Raw genomic sequence first — 14,722 nt, 5'->3', positions numbered from 1 at the left:
ATCCGTAAGTGGTAAAGGTACACCAGGACACACAGTAGAGGTGACATTACCAGATGGAACGAAAGTAACAGGTGAAGTAGATGGCGATGGTAACTACCACGTTGATATTCCAGAAGGTAAAACATTAGAACCAGGCGATAAAATCAGCGTCGTAGAAAAAGACAAGGATGGCCATACATCACCAGCTGCGGAAACAACAGTCGGAGACTATCCGAACACGGCGAAACAACCAACTGTTAACCCAGTAACAGTAGATGATAAAGTGATCACAGGTAAAGGTACGCCAGGACACACAGTAGAGGTCACATTACCGGATGGTACGAAAGTAACAGGTAAAGTAGATGGCGATGGTAACTACCGCGTTGATATTCCAGAAGGTAAAACATTAAAACCAGGCGATAAAATCAGCGTCGTAGAAAAAGACGATAAAGGTCATACATCACCAGCTGCGGAAACAACAGTCGGAGACTATCCGAACACGGCGAAACAACCAACTGTTAACCCAGTAACAGTAGATGATAAAGTGATCACAGGTAAAGGTACGCCAGGTAACACAGTAGAGGTCACATTACCGGATGGTACGAAAGTAACAGGTAAAGTCGACGATGATGGCAACTACCGTGTAGATGTACCAGAAGGTACAACATTGAAACCAGGCGATAAAGTGAGCGTAGTAGAGAAAGATAAATACGATCATGCGTCACCAGCGACAGAAGTGACTGTAAATGACACAGAAAACACAGCGAAGCAACCAACTGTTGATCCAGTTAAAGGTGGAGACCCATCAGTGAGTGGTAAAGGTACACCAGGACACACAGTAGAAGTGACATTACCAGATGGTACGAAAGTAACAGGTAAAGTAGATGGCGATGGTAACTACCACGTTGATATTCCAGAAGGTAAAACATTAAAACCAGGCGATAAAATCAGCGTCGTAGAAAAAGACGATAAAGGTCATACATCACCAGCTGCAGAAACAACAGTCGGAGACTATCCGAACACGGCGAAACAACCAACTGTTAACCCAGTAACAGTAGATGATAAAGTGATCACAGGTAAAGGTACGCCAGGACACACAGTAGAGGTCACATTACCGGATGGTACGAAAGTAACAGGTAAAGTCGACGATGATGGCAACTACCGTGTAGATGTACCAGAAGGTACAACATTGAAACCAGGCGATAAAGTGAGCGTAGTAGAGAAAGATAAATACGATCATGCGTCACCAGCGACAGAAGTCACTGTAAATGACACAGAAAATACAGCGAAACAACCAACTGTTGATCCAGTAACAGTAGGCGATCAAGTTATTACAGGTAAAGGTACACCAGGACACACAGTAGAGGTGACATTACCAGATGGTACGAAAGCCACTGACAAAGTTGAGGACAATGGCAACTACCGTATTGACTTGCCAGAAGGTACAGTATTGGAACCGGGCGATAAAGTCAGCGTCGTAGAGAAAGATAAGTATGATCATGTGTCACCAGCGACAGAAGTCACTGTAAATGACATAGAGAATAAGGCGCAACAACCACAGGTTGATCCAATCAAAGGCGGAGATACATCAATAAGTGGTAAAGGCACACCAGGAAATAAAATAGAAGTAACATTACCGGATGGTAGAACAGTAACTGGTAGAGCAGATAAAGACGGCAACTACAGTATAGATGTACCAGAAGGAGTAACATTAAAACCAGGTGATAAAGTCAGCGTTGTAGAAAAAGACAAGGATGGTCATACATCACCAGCGACGGAAGTCATTGTCGGAGAATATCCGAATACAGCGCAACAACCACAGGTTGATCCAATTAAAGGTGGAGATACATCTGTAAACGGTAAAGGTACACCAGGTCACACAGTGGAGGTCACATTACCAGATGGTACGAAAGTAACAGGTAAGGTTGACGACAGCGGTAAGTTCCACATTGATTTACCTGCAGGTACTAAACTTAACCCAGGTGATAAAGTGAGTGTCGTAGAAAAAGACGAGCATGGTCATACATCACCAGCGACGGAAGTCATTGTCGGAGACTATCCGAACACGGCTCAACAACCAACTGTTAACCCAGTAACAGCAGGTGATAAAGCAATCACAGGTAAAGGTACACCAGGCAACACAGTAGAGGTCACATTACCAGATGGTACGAAAGTAACAGGTAAGGTTGACGACAGCGGTAAGTTCCACATTGATTTACCAGCAGGCACTAAACTTAACCCAGGCGATAAAGTGAGTGTCGTAGAAAAAGATCAATATGGACATGCATCTACTCCAGTTGACGTTACTGTTAAAGATAGTGATAATACAGCACATCAACCACAAGTAGATCCGATCTATACTGGAGATACTACAGTTAGCGGTCATGGCACACCAGGTAATACAATTAAAGTCACTACACCATGTGGCCAAACAGTTACAACTAAAGTAGGTAAAGATGGTCGTTGGGTAGTTGAGTTACCGAAAGACGTACATCTCAAAGCTGGAGATAAAGTTACAGTTGTAGAAGTAGATCCAAATGGTCATGAATCTACAGCAACAGTAGTAACAGTTACTGATAAAGATATGAGCGGTAACAACTGTGATACTCCTGCAACAGGTAAAGATAAAGGTAATGCTCAAACACCTAGCGATAACAGTAGCCAGGCACAAGAACCTACGAACGAGGCTCCAGCTTCTGAAGTGACTTCAAATGATCAAGTTGGAATGACAGCAACATCTAATTCTAATGGAGATCAAGCAGAAGTAGCTGCTAAAGCTCAATCTGAAGCTCCAACGTCATCAGATAACAAAGCTAAAGCATTACCAGATACAGGTAATACAGAAAATAGCGGTACAATCTTTGGTAGCTTATTCGCAGCTTTAGGTGCATTGTTCTTAGTCGGCAGAAGACGTAAAGAAAAAGAAGATAAATAAACATACGTCGTCGTGAGAAATATGTGCTACGCAAATAAAGAAATTGAGATATAAGTATCTCAATAACTGACAAACTTCGAGGTTTTCGTAAAATTTACGAAAAGCCTCGAAGTTTTTTGTTTTATAACAGGGTGTTTGATTTTGAGAAAGTTAAGAGGTCGGGACAACAGCATTTAGGGTTTGAGCAGGGGGCCCCAACAAAGAGAAACTGGTAAAACAGTTTCCACAAGCTATGCAAGTTGGGGTGGGGCCCCAACACAAAGAAACTGGTTTATCAGTTTCCACCAGCAATGCGAGTTGGGGGTGGGGCCCCAACACAAAGAAACTGGTAAACCAGTTTCAACGAGCACAGCGAGTTGGGGTGGGCCCCAACAAAGAGGGAGCGGGACAGAAATCTAATTTGAATAAAAAGATTTCTGTCCCGCTCCCGAATCGTGAACATTTTTATAGACAATACTGCTTTTGGGAGGCCGTTCATCAGTTTCTTAATGCTCAAAAAATTATGTCTCAATTACCTTAAGCAAATTTTTTTATTTTACGAACCAGAAACAACTGTTTGGGAGGATCTATTGAGATAAGAGAGCTCCCGTGTAGATATCTAAATTAATCTTTATAAACCGGTTCAGGTTTAATGCGTGAAAGTTATAAAGCTCGGTACCGAACGAAAAAATGTTACAACCGGCGTTGAGTGAAGTGATATATCATATATTTTTAAAGGCATGATAACGGGGGTTAGAGAATTTTTAAAAATAGACAGAAAGATTACAAGGAGACATGAATTATTATGAGTCAATTACAATGTAATAACATCGCCCACAAACCATTGAATCTTTGTTAGAGTATGGCTTGTCGTTAATTAAGCAGAAGAAAGATTACTTATTGTATATAGACGTTAAAGCAAGAAACGAAACAATTTTTCACTAATCATTAGGAGGATATTTTATTATGAAGAAAAAAATCGCTACAGCATCAATTGCTACTGCAGGTATTGCAACTTTCGCACTTGCTCACCATGACGCTGACGCAGCGGAAAACACAAATAATGGATATAATCCAAATGACCCAACGTCATATAGCTATCATTATACAATTGATCAACAAGGTAATTACCACTACACTTGGAAAGGTAACTGGAGCCCAAGCCAAGCACCTCAACAACAAGGTCAAGCGCAACAAGCAACTGGCTATAATTACAATAACGTAAATCAAAATAACAATCGCTACTATAACTACAATTATACTAGCAGTAATTATTCTAACTACCAACCACAATCTTACACAGCTAACAATACTTACACTGGCGGTAAAGGTGCAACTTATAATACAAACCAAACTTCAAATCATAACGTACGTGTAACAACTCAAAGCGCGCCACAACACAATCAAGGTGGTCATGTATTTGCAGGTAGATCTGCTTCAGGTTCAAACTTATACACTTCTGGACAATGCACTTACTACGTATTCGATAAAGTAGGTGGCAAGATTGGATCTACTTGGGGCGACGCTCGTAACTGGGCTAACGCTGCAGCTCAATCAGGTTACACTGTAGATAATTCACCTAAACAAGGAGCTATTATGCAAACTTCACAAGGTGCATTTGGTCACGTGGCATACGTTGAAGGCGTTAATAGCGATGGTTCAGTTAAAGTTTCAGAAATGAACTACGGTCACGGTCCTGGCGTTGTAACTTCTCGTACAATTTCAGCTAGTCAAGCTAGTTCATACAACTACATCAAATAAGCTCTCATCTATAGAGGTTTAGAGCTTTATCATATCTTCCACTAACTTAAGTTGCTGACTTAGGTTAGTGGATTTTTTAATAGGAAGAGGGAGCGTTTCTGTCGACAACCTTGCTTTTGAGACGCCGTTTATCGGTTTCGCAAAATACAAAAATGTTATGTTTTAATTTCATTAAACAACTCATTCCCATATCGTTATGTGGGCTCTCCTAACACATACCATTCTAAAAGGGTATTCAAAGTAAGATAAGAAGCGTATGATATAAGTATTTCTACATATAATACAGAAAGGTGGGAGACGATGATAGCATTTATAACTATACTCATCGACGTATTACTTCCAATATTTCTGCTTATCATCATAGGGTTTACTGTGCAGAAACGGTTCCAAATGAACCTTGGCGCCCTAGCCAAACTCAACATTTATGTGTTCATACCGGCATTTATTTTTGCTAAGTTTTACAAAACGACGCTCAATCTAAGAATGTTTGGCTATATCGTTACTTTCTTTCTGCTTTACATACTAGCACTGTATCTCATAGCTCAAGTCACTTCTCTCTTCTTACATCATGATAAAGCTAAAGCTACGACGTTAAATAATAGCGTGCTGTTCTTCAATTCAGGTAATTACGGAGCTCCAGTCAATGACATGGTGTTCAAAGGAGACCCTGTCGCGATGTCAGTACAAGTGATTGTACTCACTTTGCAGAACTTATTTACATTTACTTACGGTATTTTCGCAATTCAATCGGTACAGGTAGGGAAACTGCGTGCGCTACTAGGCTATTTGAAGATGCCTATTCTCTACGCATTGGTATTAGCAGTCGTCTTTAATTACGGTCATTTACCAGTACCTGATTTTGCTTGGACTACTATTAAGTATCTCTCCGGCGCTATGATTCCGATAGCGCTCCTATTACTCGGAGGCCAAATTGCGCAATTCAAGTTTTCTTTTAAATGGTCATCTGCATATATTTACATTATCATTCGACTGATCATAGGACCTGTAGTTGCTGCGCTGATTATTAAAATACTTGGTTTCAATGGAATGATTGCTCAAGCATTATTTATTGCTTCAGCCATGCCGACTTCAGTGAATAGTTCAGTTATCGCTCAAGAATATGACAATTATCCTGAACTTGCTGCTCAGCTCGTTTTCTTGTCAACTTTATTGAGCACACTCACTGTTGTAATCGTCATATACTTATCTAATATAATATTTTAAAAGGAGGAGCAGGGATGTGTACAAGTTTTTCTTACATTACGCAAAGCAATGAAGTTATATTTGGTAGAACTATGGATTTCGCTTATCCATTGGAAGGACAACCTGCCATTGCTCCACGTGGTTATTACTGGGAATCGCATATCGATTATACAGGGGAGAATGAGCATGGAATAATGGGCACGGGTTGCCATATGGATGGTTTCATTTTCGGCGATGGTGTAAATGAGCATGGGCTAGCGATGTCAAATCAATATTTCAGAGGTTATAGTTCATATGCTTCAGAGGCCCAAGAAGGTTTGATCAACATTACCCCAAGTGAAGTGCTGATGTGGGTACTAGGGAACAATAAAGATATTGAAGAGGTTAGACAAAACACATCTAAAGTAAATGTAGTCGCTTATTATCTCTCTGATATTTCCGAGGTGCCTCCATTACATTATCACCTCATCGATGCTACAGGACGTTCTGCAGAGTTAACTTTTGACGACGGTCGAATCGTTATTCAAGATAATCCAGTCGGTGTTCTTACTAATGATCCAGATCTTAATTGGCACTATGAGAATTTGAGAAACTATACCGCGTTAAGCCCTTTAAGTTCAGAAGCGGTACAAATGTATAATACGACCTTTTCTAGTTTAGGGGTCGAAGGTGGTACATATGGGTTGCCAGGCGGTTATACGTCAAGAGAGCGTTTTGTTCGCGCTGCCTATCTCAAGCATTGGTTGTCAGAAGACGCTACAGCAGGGCAAGATTTTTGGAATGCGTTTAAATTGTTGGATGCGGTTAGTATCCCTCAAGGAGCTGTAAGAACAGATGATGGGGTTAACCTTTATACGCTATATCAAACTGTTATTAATCTGAGTACACGCACGTTATATGTCAGACATTATACTTCTAATCAGATAGCAGAATTACAAATGAGTGAAGATTTGTTAAATCGAGATCACTTAACTTTATTCTCGCCTATAGAGCGGGTTAATACATTCAAGCTTAATGATTAACCGCAGTACAAAGCGGTTATAAGATAGGAAAAAGTAAAAAGAGGTGACATGATGACACAGATGAGAGCTATGGTTATAGACAAATATGGTAAGCGTCCGGTAAGGGAGGCACAAGTGGCTATACCTGAAATCAACGATAATGATGTACGAGTGAAGATTAAAGCTGCTAGTGTGAATCCTATAGATTATAAAATCCGTGATGGGAAGCTGAAGCCGTTATTAAAGTTTAAATTTCCATTGATATTAGGTAATGATTTCTCAGGAGTAGTGACGGCCGTAGGTGCTAACGTACGAGATTACCAAGTTGGTGACAAGGTCTTCGGACGACCAAGCAAAGATAACATTGGCACATTTGCAGAATTTATAGCGATTGACAAGGATGAAATCGCACACATGCCTAGAAACTTGTCCTTTGAAGAAGCGGCTAGTATACCGCTAGTAGGTTTAACAGCTTACCAAGCTTTAAATGAAGTGATGCAACTTCAGCCAGGTAGTAGAGTGCTGATTCAAGCAGGGTCAGGCGGTGTCGGTACATTTTCAATCCAACTAGCTAAGACGATGGGACTTGAGGTTGCTACTACTGTAAGTGATCGAGGCGTTGAACTAGTCAAAGAATTAGGCGCTGACCAGATCATTAATTATAAAGAACAAGACTTCTCTCAAATACTCAGTCATTACGACGGTGTTTTTGACACTTTAGGTGGTCAGAATCTTGATAAGGCTTTCCACATTTTAAAAAGAGGAGGTACTGTAGCTTCTATTTCTGGAATGCCAACCGAAAAAGTCGCTCAACAAATGAATTTAGGTCGAATGAAACAATGGATGTTTCGTCTTGCGTCACGCAAGTTAACGAAGAAAGCGAAACAGACAGAGACGCATTACGAATTCTTATTTATGCACCCAAGTGGTAAGCAGCTGACAGAAATTAAGAGATTGATTGAGGATGGTAAGATCCAACCTGTTGTAGATCGAGTATTTAACTTTGAAGAAACGCAAGGTGCTTTAGAGTATTCTGAAGAAGGGCATGCTAAAGGTAAGGTAGTTATACGGACAAATACATAAGAAGTTAAGCTATTAAAAAAGTCATTCCAAGTTATTTGCTAGGCCAGAAGTAGGAAGTCGAGACAAAAGCGTTTAGGATTTGAGCAGGGGGCCCCAACACAGAGAAACTGGTAAACCAGTTTCCGCAAGCAATGCAAGTTGGGGTGGGGCCCCAACACAGAGAAACTGGTAAACCAGTTTCAACAAGCACAGCGAGTTGGGGTGGGCCCCAACACAGAGAAACTGGTAAATCAGTTTCCGCAAGCACAGCGAGTTGGGGTGGGGCCCCAACAAACAGGGAGCGGGACAGAAATCTAATTTGAATAAAAAGATTTCGTCGTCCCGCCCCGGCAAGGATGGCTAGAATTGAAAAAGGCTTGATACAAGCGCGTTTTCAATTCAGCCATCTACTGCCGAGATGTTGAAGAGGCTGGGACATTTCATTTTGTCCCAGCCTCCTATTTTTCTGAGATTTATGTCTCAGGCTAATCTTAGTATGTTTGAGCTAGAGGTGATATGCACCTTTTTACCAAGCCTTATAAGCAAAGTTTGGAATGACTTTAATGTTATTTGTGGTTCTGATCGTAACGTTGTTGCTCTAATTGACGTAATTCAACGCGGCGAATCTTACCAGAATGTGTCTTAGGTAAAGTGTCCACAAATTCGATAGCTCTTGGATATTTATAGGGCGCAACATCGCTTTTAACGTAATTCTGTAGTGTTTTAATAGTTTCCTCATTACGAGCGACGTCTTCTTGAGGTATGACGAAAGCCTTTACGATATTTCCTCGTATATCATGAGGGCTGGCGACTACCGCACATTCTTTAACTGCAGGATGTTTAATCAGTGAATCTTCAACCTCGAAAGGTCCAATAGTATAGCCTGAGCTAATGATGATATCGTCATTACGACCCTCAAACCAGAAGTAACCATCCTCATCCATATGTGCTTGGTCACCTGTGATATAGTACTCACCACGTTGAGGTTGAGCTGTGCGTTCAGGATCTTTGTAATAACCTTTGAATAGAGCAGGTAAATCTAGAGGTACAGCGATATTACCTACTTGACTACGCTCGATAGGTTGGCCATCATCATCGACTATCGTAGCACCACTGCCGGGGATCGCTTTCCCCATTGCGCCTGGACGTAACGGCGTTTCTTTCAAGAAGCCTATGAGCAAAGTACTTTCGGTTTGACCGTAGCCATCTCGGACAGATAGATTGAAATAGGATTTGAAGCGGTCAATTACTTCACGGTTGAGTGGTTCCCCAGCAGATACGGCACTATGCAAGTGGCTTAAATCGTAATCTTTAAGATGAGGAAGCTTCGACATTAAACGATATTCTGTTGGCGTACAACAAAGGACATTGACTTGATTATCTTGTAGTAGCTCTAAATAAATTTCTGGTTTAAAGCGCCCATTATAAACGAACGCAGTAGCGCCAGAACCTAGAATAGACAAGAATGGACTCCACACCCATTTTTGCCAACCAGGTGCTGCAGTAGCCCATACGAGGTCGTTACTTTGAATGCCTAACCAATGTTTCGGGGCCATCTGCAAATGCGCATAAGCCCAACCGTGTGTATGGATGACGGCTTTAGGGTTGCCAGTCGTACCTGAAGTATAAGGTAAGAAAGCGACGTCATCCCTTTTAGTAGGAGTAATTTCTAATTGATCGTCTTCTGAACGGGCTTCATTTAATAAATTGATCCATGAAGTCTTAGCATCACCTATGATGAATTTAGTGAGCTCGTCATATTCTCTAACACCTTCAAATTGATCGCTATAGGTATCGATAGAAACGACCGCTTTAACTTCACCATGTGAAATTCTATATTGTAAATCTTTAGTCCTAAGCATTTCTGAACTAGGGATGATGATCAGACCTAACTTTAAAGCTGCGATATAAAGGTAGTAAGTTTCAATGGAGCGTGGCATAAGTATAAGTATTTTATCGCCTTTTTCAAGACCGTATTGTCTGAACACATTCCCCATTTTGTTCGCTTGTCTAATCAGTTCAGAGTAAGTTATTGAAGTTTGGTTGTTTTCATTATCTTGATAAATAATCGCCTGCTTCTCCTGATGTGAGGCGTATTGCTCTATCTCTGAGATGAGATTGTAACTCTCAGGAGCTATTAAGTCGCTATTATTCATTGTCAAAATCTCCTCAAGAACGTTGATAAAATTGCTGTTACATATTTAAAAATTTAAAAATATTGCACAGAATTTAATGAATACGTAAAAGTATAAATCAACGGTTATTTATTATTACAGAAGAACTATAACATACTCAAATTGTCAACACTAACAAAAGATATTTAGAACAACATAGTAATAAATATTAAAGAGCAAAAACAAACAAGTAACACGTAATTATTATGATTTACAATTGAAGTTGTATGCTTTATAATATTAATTGAAATCAGTTATATTAATATGAAAATATTATATTTAAACCTTTGTAGTATGCTCTGCAAAGTAGTAAAATAGAACTGAAAGCAACTCCATTATAACAACTGTTAATGATGTAATAGAGTTGAATAATGATAAGGTTTCAATTGGCTCTGTGAAACGTAGCGAAACTAAATTCTTGATGAATTTAACTTAAACAACTACCCCTGTTTAATGTTTCGCTAGGCTTTTTTATGGCTATATTGAAGTCAAGGAAGGTGGATATCTATGAGTAACTCTAGCTCTAAAGATGTTATTCTCATTGGTGCCGGCGTTCTAAGTACTACATTTGGTACTTTATTAAAGAACGTTGAGCCAAATTGGAATATTAAACTATTTGAACGTATGGATCGTCCTGGTTTGGAAAGTTCTTATGATAATTCCAACGCTGGTACAGGCCACGCAGCGCTTTGTGAATTAAACTATACGGTAGAACAACCGGACGGCTCAATTGATGTGGAGAAAGCGAAACAAATCAACGAACAATTTGAGATCTCTAAACAATTTTGGTCTCATCTAGTTAAGAATAACGTCATCAAGGATCCACGTAGTTTCATCCATCCGCTACCACACTTAAGCTTCGTAGCAGGTGTGAACAACGTGAATTTCCTCAAGAAACGTTATGAGAAATTAAAGCAACATCCAATGTTCGAAACAATCGAATACACAGAAGATCATGATCAAATTAGAAAATGGATTCCACTGATGATGGAACACCGCAATGCTGCTTCACCGATCGCAGCAAGTAAGATAGATCACGGAACTGATGTAAACTTTGGTGAACTTACGCGTCAACTCGCGCACAATTTAGAGAAGAGCGATGAGGTTGATGTGCATTATCGTCACGAAGTAATAGACTTCAATCGCCGTAAAGATGGTAAATGGGAAGTGAAAGTACGTAACTTAGAAACTAATAAAGTTGACGTACAAGTCGCTGATTATATCTTCATCGGTGCCGGTGGTTGGGCAATCCCACTATTACAAAAAACAGGTATCCCTGAAAGTAAGCACTTAGGTGGTTTCCCAATTAGTGGTGCGTTCTTAGTATGTAACAACCCAGAAGTGGTTGAGAAACACGATGCGAAAGTGTATGGTAAAGAACCACCAGGCACACCACCAATGACAGTACCGCATTTAGATAAACGTTACTTAGGCGGTCAGAAGAGCCTCTTATTTGGGCCATTCGCAGCAATTGGACCTAAATTCTTGAAAAACGGTTCAAACTTAGATCTCTTTAAATCAGTTAAACCTAATAACTTTATCACTTTACTTGCTTCAGCAGTGAAGAACTTCCCATTAGTTAAGTACTCTGTACAACAAGTACTTATGAAAAAAGACGATCGCATGAGAGAATTGCGTCGCTTTATCCCTGATGCTAAAGATGAAGATTGGGATTTACACATCGCTGGTAAACGTGTACAAGTCATTAAAGATACGAAAGAACACGGTCGCGGTTATATTCAATTCGGTACAGAAGTGGTTAACTCAGAAGATCATTCTGTTATCGCCTTATTAGGTGAATCTCCAGGAGCTTCTACTTCAGTATCAGTTGCGTTAGAAGTATTAGAGAAGAACTTCCCTGAATATACTAAGGATTGGGAACCTAAGATTAAGAAAATCATTCCTTCATACGGTGAATCACTCATTAATGATCATGAGTTAATGAAGAAAATCCGTAAAGAAACAGATAAAACACTTAAGTTAGATCAAAAATAGAGAGCACAACTGAAATTTACAATCAGAAAAGCTATCTGGTTCGTGTACAGGTAAGCACGTATAGTTAATAATGAAGGGAGCGGGACAGAAATCTAATTTGAATAAAAGATTTCGTAGTCCCGCCCCGGCAAAGATGACTAGAATTGAAAAAAGCTTGATACAAGCGCGTTTTCAAATCAGTCATCTACTGCCAAGATGTTAAAGAGGCTGGGATTTATGTCCCAGCCTCTTTTTAAAATATTTACACAGCAATATGCTAGTCTCAAGAAGAGTTTCGCTCATTCTGCTTAGCTCGTGACATCTCTATGCCCATAAAGATTTCGACTACGATTAAATTAATTAATGCTGTGGTTCAACTCATGTAATTTAATACTACGAGTGCAAGTAAGACGAAAGGGAGAGCGATGGGAACCGTGTAGCGTAAAAAACCTGTAGTCTTTTAACAAACAAGTAGTGAATAGCTATTACGATGATAAATGGTACTATCATTGGTTAATATTAAGAATCTTACTTTTATAATTAACGAGTTTGAGTGACGAAGAAATAAATTGTTGTATCTATTATTGCGTTTTACTTTGTCAGTACATTTCTAGCATGTCTTATGTCATATGATTTGAGGTAGGATATAATATATGATAGAAATAATTAAGAATATATTATTGTTGGAACGTTATTAAAGTTAATAAAAAGATATATATTACATATTGTATATTAGGGTGTATCTTAATTGTAATAGCTGGATTTTTAGAAAGTTATGTAACACCCATATTTTTAAATTAGCCAAAGGATTACTTTTATGCGAACAATCTCTTTAATATTTATTATTTTTTCACTTGCATTAAAATTCAAATTAATTCATCTTTCATTCATCAACGAACATTCAATAAAATATATGTTAGGCTTTGCAATTGGTTTGTTTATCTATGCCTTTTTAGGGCCACATATTGATTTATTATTTTTAGATAAAAAAGAGCTTGAATACAACTATATTAATAATATTGTGCCTGAATTAGCAGAGAAAGATATAGTATTTTTTTCTGCTAATATGATTTTTAAGCCTAATGCTTTTGTTTTAAATAAAAAGAAACCTACTATATTTATTGATAATAAAATTATTAATAATCTATCTAATGCTGAGCTTAGGTTCATTTTATTTCATGAATATAGCCATATAAAAGATAATGATGGACTTAAAAACAAATTATCGATGCTCTTAGCGTTTACTGTCGTACCTTTAGTTATGTCTATTTTAGTTGCTAACATCAATTTATCAAGTTATCCTTTTGTGATAATACTATTTGTATTAATTTTTGTAATTATATACTGGGTAGGTATAATACTTAACTTTAAATATAGAAGAAAAAGAGAACTTAAAGCTGATAAATATGCTGTAAATTATGTAGATAAAGAAGATGTAATTAGCTCTTTCCAAAAGCTCATAAAGCTAAATGATTTTGATAGAAAAAGTAAGAGTTTGCTATCTAGTCATCCCCCTCTTGAAGAAAGATTAAAAAATTTAAGGGAGCGGGACAGAAATCTAATTTGAATAAAAAGATTTCGTAGTCCCGCCCCGGCAAAGATGACTAGAATTGAAAAAGCTTGATACAAGCGCATTTTCAAATCAGTCATCTACTGCCGAGATGTTGAATAGGCTGGGATTTATCTCCCAGCCTCTTTCTCTCTAGTCAAAGACCATTATGTCCCGACCTCTTGATTATTAGGATTTATGTACTAGGCTCATTAAGTATAGAGTTGCTTTTTAAAGTATGTACATAGAAATACGCTGGTCTCATGAAGAGTTTCGACCATTCTGCTTAGCTTGTGACGTCTCTATACCCAAAAAGATTTCGACTAAGATCAAATCAATTAATGCTGTGATCCAATTCATGTAATCTAATAATACGAGTGCAAGTAAGACGAAAGGGAGAACGATGGGAACCGTGTAGCGTAAAATACCTCTAGCCTTTTTAACAAAAAAGTAATGAATAGCTATTACGATGACAAATGGTAATATCCTCTGTATCCAGTGTATAATGCTTTCCATAAGTGTTGCTCCTTTCAAACTAATCTATTAACAACGCCCCAACTCATGTTGAGTTAGTGAACGGGCGTCAGTCCCATCCTATCGTAGCTCTTGTTAGTTGTGAAGCTGACTTTCGTGTTTTAATAAATGTTAGATTTTAGTCTACCTTTTGAGATGAATAGCAATTTCGTGCTAGCATCCTTTTGCTTATTTTATCTCATATGGTTTTTTATAATCTTTTGGTTTTTCATCATATTTATCTTTTAAGATAGCATCACCAGTGATTCTACCATTCTTTTCAAAATCATAGTGATAATTATTATATGGATCATCTTTAAAAGTAACTTCTGTATAATTATTTCCGGTATTTAATGTAAAAACCCCTTCTTCTGTTTTAATTTTATTTTCCCAACCTCTTTTCTTAAGTTCACGATGAACTTTTGCTTTGGTTTTGTCTTCTTCATATTTTTGGTAACCTAAATAAATATATTTTCCTATATTAAAAATTATTACTAAAGCAATAATTAAAATAATGATGATAATTCCTGTTACTTTAAAAATCTTTTTCATATCAAACTCCTTAAGTAAATTTTTAGAATTAATATTTGAT

12 protein-coding genes are annotated in these 14,722 nt (G+C 38.3%); 9 read left to right on the top strand and 3 right to left on the bottom strand.

Annotation, left to right across the window (positions count from 1 at the left end):
• From N9R04_RS01920 to N9R04_RS01890, 7 genes are all read left to right on the top strand, one after another.
• A partial coding sequence (locus N9R04_RS01920) for an Ig-like domain-containing protein (RefSeq protein ID WP_262854333.1) occupies positions 1-2,914 on the top strand: 2,914 nt, incomplete at its 5' end.
• A gap of 180 nt (positions 2,915-3,094) precedes the next feature.
• Positions 3,095-3,313 carry a hypothetical protein gene (locus N9R04_RS01915; RefSeq protein ID WP_262854331.1) on the top strand — a complete coding sequence of 73 codons (219 nt, stop codon included), beginning with the start codon at positions 3,095-3,097 and terminating at the stop codon, positions 3,311-3,313.
• A 546-nt stretch (positions 3,314-3,859) separates the two neighbouring features.
• A complete protein-coding gene (locus tag N9R04_RS01910) occupies positions 3,860-4,654 on the top strand; it encodes a CHAP domain-containing protein (protein ID WP_262854328.1) in 795 nt (264 codons plus the stop codon).
• Positions 4,655-4,954: 300 nt separating this feature from the next.
• Positions 4,955-5,878 (top strand): AEC family transporter, encoded by a 924-nt coding sequence (locus tag N9R04_RS01905; RefSeq protein ID WP_262854325.1) that lies wholly within the window; start codon positions 4,955-4,957, stop codon positions 5,876-5,878.
• Positions 5,879-5,892: 14 nt separating this feature from the next.
• Entirely contained in the window at positions 5,893-6,879 is a 987-nt protein-coding gene (locus tag N9R04_RS01900) for a choloylglycine hydrolase family protein (RefSeq protein WP_262854319.1), read from the top strand.
• A 60-nt stretch (positions 6,880-6,939) separates the two neighbouring features.
• On the top strand, positions 6,940-7,941 hold the full coding sequence (locus N9R04_RS01895) for an NADP-dependent oxidoreductase (RefSeq protein ID WP_262854392.1): 1,002 nt from the start codon (positions 6,940-6,942) through the stop codon (positions 7,939-7,941).
• 131 nt (positions 7,942-8,072) lie between these two features.
• Positions 8,073-8,243 carry a hypothetical protein gene (locus N9R04_RS01890; protein WP_262854314.1) on the top strand — a complete coding sequence of 57 codons (171 nt, stop codon included), beginning with the start codon at positions 8,073-8,075 and terminating at the stop codon, positions 8,241-8,243.
• 243 nt (positions 8,244-8,486) lie between these two features.
• On the opposite strand, the gene mbcS is transcribed toward N9R04_RS01890, so the two are convergent.
• Positions 8,487-10,076, bottom strand: a complete 1,590-nt coding sequence (gene mbcS, locus N9R04_RS01885) for an acyl-CoA synthetase MbcS (protein WP_262854307.1) — start codon at positions 10,074-10,076, stop codon at positions 8,487-8,489.
• A gap of 525 nt (positions 10,077-10,601) precedes the next feature.
• Between mbcS and mqo the strand changes: the two genes are divergently transcribed.
• Positions 10,602-12,089, top strand: a complete 1,488-nt coding sequence (gene mqo / locus N9R04_RS01880; protein WP_262854304.1) for a malate dehydrogenase (quinone) — start codon at positions 10,602-10,604, stop codon at positions 12,087-12,089.
• Between the two features lie 796 nt (positions 12,090-12,885).
• Positions 12,886-13,635 carry a M48 family metallopeptidase gene (locus N9R04_RS01875; protein ID WP_262854300.1) on the top strand — a complete coding sequence of 250 codons (750 nt, stop codon included), beginning with the start codon at positions 12,886-12,888 and terminating at the stop codon, positions 13,633-13,635.
• Between the two features lie 243 nt (positions 13,636-13,878).
• Here the strand turns inward: N9R04_RS01875 and N9R04_RS01870 are convergent, their stop codons facing one another.
• Together N9R04_RS01870 and N9R04_RS01865 are read right to left on the bottom strand one after the other, a co-directional pair.
• Positions 13,879-14,133, bottom strand: a complete 255-nt coding sequence (locus tag N9R04_RS01870) for a hypothetical protein (RefSeq protein WP_262854294.1) — start codon at positions 14,131-14,133, stop codon at positions 13,879-13,881.
• Positions 14,134-14,319: 186 nt separating this feature from the next.
• Positions 14,320-14,682, bottom strand: a complete 363-nt coding sequence (locus tag N9R04_RS01865; protein ID WP_262854288.1) for a DUF3139 domain-containing protein — start codon at positions 14,680-14,682, stop codon at positions 14,320-14,322.
• Positions 14,683-14,722: the final 40 nt, after the last annotated feature.

It is taken from the genome of Staphylococcus marylandisciuri (assembly GCF_025519785.1).
Taxonomy (GTDB): Bacteria; Bacillota; Bacilli; order Staphylococcales; family Staphylococcaceae; genus Staphylococcus; species Staphylococcus marylandisciuri.
Note: the sequence above shows the minus strand (reverse complement) of the source record. Positions and strands in the feature narration are given on the sequence as shown.